Here is a 3,023-nt window from a genome sequence, read left to right as displayed (position 1 = left end):
GTAAGCAATTTGCAAACTTCTATCAGCGGATTACAAACAGAACTGCCCAAAGGCACGATATTGATGTACGACGGCACGGGCTGGCAAGACAACATTACATTGCCCGGCTGGTATTGTTGTGATCTAGTAAATCGTAATAAGGGACTAACCCCTAATCTGGAAGATAAATTCATCAAAGGCAATGGTAGTCTGGCGAGTACCGGCGGCAGCAATGCCCTGACCGCCGCTATGTTGCCGAAACACACACATAGTATTTATACCAATGCGACGAAAGAGACAGACCGAAGTAAAGATAAAGAATTAAAAGGCACAGCTGATTGTGCTGAAGAAGATCAAGATCGTTCTGGCATTTTTTCATTTAGTGTTGAAAAAACTTATTACGGTTGGACTAGAGGCGCGCAAGATAATCCCAGGCTTTTGATTGACGCCACGCATGAACACACCGGCCACGCAAATAATGACAACAGCAACACGACTGACAGCAATACCAGCAATATGCCGCTGTACTATTCACTGATCTACATCAGGAGATGCGCGTAGCGGATATGTTCCGACTTTACTCTCTGACGGGCTTGCAATTAGCAAGCGAAGTAACGGTCGATGAATGTCCCGCTAAAGCGAGACACCCCTCAGACAAAAATCTGCGCCGCAGATTTTTGCCAGCTCCCCTTTAACCAGGGGGAGCCAACTCAAATCCCGGTCTTGTCGTCTTCCTTAGTTATCTCCCCTTACAAAGGGGAGATGTCTTAAATTTGCTTGTTTAAAGCAAATTTAAGACAGAGGGGTGTTTCGCTTTAGCGGAACATGGAGAAACGCGCGGTGGTGATGGTGCGGTCATTTCGCCCGTGTGTTCGCAGGATACTCCGCTCTCTAGCGGGCTTACAGTCAGCGACCGAATTATTTTCTTGATGCTTAATGCTGCTTGAGCGTGAAAACCCTGGCCTGTTCACTTGCTATAGTAATAGTTATCTCTAAATAATTTTCCGGCAATATTCCGGGGATTTTTTCCGCCCACTCGATGATCGTGACGCCGTCGCTGGACGGGATAAACTCCGCGCCGCCGGTGTTCTCCAGATCAGCCAGACCCTGCAGGCGGTAAAAATCGAAATGATAAACCGGCATTTTGCCCGCGTAAATATTGAGAATTGTAAATGTCGGGCTGGCGACGGGCGCGGTATTGCCGAGAGCTTTGACCAGCGCGCGCGTAAAGGTGGTTTTGCCGGAGCCGAGCTCGCCATTGAGCGCGAGGACAGAACCGGCGCGCAGGGCGGCGGCGAGCTTTTGCGCTAAAATGTCGGTTTCAGTTAGAGAATTAACGATAACTTGCATGGATTTTACATCATAACATGTTGTTTTATATTCCGGCGTTCGTTACTTTGACAACGTATATTAATGTGTAATAACTCGGCCGATTGTCGAGCGGCGTGCCAGAGCCGGTGTTGCCTACCGAACCGGAAATAACCCCGCCGGAAATGGCATGCGTATGCGAGCCGCTTTCGGGAATCGATACGGCGACATCGTGGGCATGTGTCCCGCCATTTTCGGAAGTGGAGCCTGTAATGCTATGTGTGTGCGCGCCGTCGGAAGTTGTTTCGATAGCGCCACCTGCTATTGCTTGATAAAAATACTCATTATCATACAGATTCCCATTTGAATAAAGAGGATTAATGACTGAGTATTTATGGGTATGTGCGCCGTTAGATTCCGCTGTGCCGGAAACAGTATGCGCATGTCCGCCGCTGCCGCTATTCGTTGTGCCGCTGCCGGAATGTTGATGCGCTCCGCCCGGGATCATCGAGAGGCCGCTCACGGACATATCATTTAAACTGTGACCATGCGTCGGCAAATTGCTGATGGACAGCTCCAGAGAATTATTGCCGCCCGCGCGGCCGCCGCCGCTATGCCCCATGATAAATTTATCCTGCAAATCCGGCACCGTGTACCCGTTCACGATCTTGGCCGTGCCGTCAGAATTTTTGCTGCACTGATACCAGCCCTTGAGCGTGACATTGTCCTGCCAACTCGTGCCGTCGTACATCAGGATCGCGCCTTTGGGAAAAAAGAGCAAATTCAAAATATCGTCCGCATACATTTTTTCGCCGCTTGCTATAGTCATAATTTCCTCCCCCGCCTTTGTTATCTGTATAGCTAAGTTTTAATTATTATATTATGTAATTACCAGCCTGTCAAGCTAAAAGTATAATCAAATATTAGTCCAAGAGGTTAAGCATGGAAGAACAAAATATTCTCGCTGTTCTGGGTGAAAATATTAAACAATACCGCAGCCGTTCGGGCTGGTCGCAGATAGATCTGGCGGAAAAAATAAATATTTCAATCCCATTTCTCAGCAATATAGAGCAGGGCAAAACCTGGGTATCGTCGTCCACGCTGGCTAAATTCACCAGAGCTTTTGACGTGAATGTTTATGACTTGTTTAAACCGGACAGGCGTTTGCCCGATAGACAAACCAGACTGCTCCGCAAATACCTGGTGGATGCGCATGACCAGCTGGATCGGTTGGCGCGAAAATATTTAAACTGATTTTGACTAATTCAAGCGCGCGAATTTTGTGCCCGCAGCCGCTCCAGCAGCGTCCGGTAAGTTTGGCCGGAACGGGCTTCTATATATTCCGGCGCGATCTCGCACAGCGGCTCCAGAACAAAGCCGCGGCCGGGTAATTCCAGATGCGGTATACGCAGATCGCTCTCGTCAATTATTTGTCCGGCGTAAGCTAAAATATCTATGTCGATGACGCGCGGCCCCCAGCGAAAAGTTTTCACGCGGCCGAGTTTTTTTTCGATGTTCTGCGCGGCGGTCAGTAGCGCGCGCGGCGGCAAGGTTGTTTCTAGCTGCGCGGCGGTGTTGAGAAAACGGGGCTGCTCCGCGTGGCCGACCGGCGCGGTGTCGTAAAAAGAAGCGGTTTTTAAGATTTTGGTTTCCGGCAATTGGCCGAGTTCCGCCAGCGCGTCGCGCAGATTTTGCGCGCGGTCACCGAGATTGCTGCCGAGACTTAAAAAAACATT

Annotated in this window: 5 protein-coding genes; 2 read left to right on the top strand and 3 right to left on the bottom strand. The window is 49.6% G+C overall.

The annotated features are described in order from the left end of the window. A partial coding sequence (locus tag LBJ25_00750; protein ID MDR1452493.1) for a hypothetical protein occupies window positions 1-540 on the top strand: 540 nt, incomplete at its 5' end. A gap of 372 nt (window positions 541-912) precedes the next feature. On the opposite strand, the gene tsaE is transcribed toward LBJ25_00750, so the two are convergent. Both tsaE and LBJ25_00740 read right to left on the bottom strand, forming a co-directional pair. Further along, window positions 913-1,329, bottom strand: coding sequence for a tRNA (adenosine(37)-N6)-threonylcarbamoyltransferase complex ATPase subunit type 1 TsaE (gene tsaE / locus LBJ25_00745; GenBank protein ID MDR1452492.1), 417 nt, complete (start codon window positions 1,327-1,329; stop codon window positions 913-915). Between the two features lie 25 nt (window positions 1,330-1,354). Continuing rightward, the gene (locus tag LBJ25_00740) at window positions 1,355-2,116 is read right to left on the bottom strand and encodes a hypothetical protein (GenBank protein MDR1452491.1); all 762 of its coding nucleotides are present in this window, start codon (window positions 2,114-2,116) and stop codon (window positions 1,355-1,357) included. Window positions 2,117-2,229: 113 nt separating this feature from the next. Here LBJ25_00740 and LBJ25_00735 point away from each other — a divergent pair, with 113 nt between their 5' ends. Further along, window positions 2,230-2,541, top strand: a complete 312-nt coding sequence (locus LBJ25_00735; protein ID MDR1452490.1) for a helix-turn-helix domain-containing protein — start codon at window positions 2,230-2,232, stop codon at window positions 2,539-2,541. 11 nt (window positions 2,542-2,552) lie between these two features. Here LBJ25_00735 and folK read toward each other — a convergent pair. Then, on the bottom strand, window positions 2,553-3,023 hold a 471-nt coding region (gene folK / locus LBJ25_00730), incomplete at its 5' end, for a 2-amino-4-hydroxy-6-hydroxymethyldihydropteridine diphosphokinase (protein ID MDR1452489.1).

Source organism: Candidatus Margulisiibacteriota bacterium (assembly GCA_031268855.1).
Taxonomy (GTDB): Bacteria; Margulisbacteria; Termititenacia; order Termititenacales; family Termititenacaceae; genus Termititenax.
Note: the sequence above shows the minus strand (reverse complement) of the source record. Positions and strands in the feature narration are given on the sequence as shown.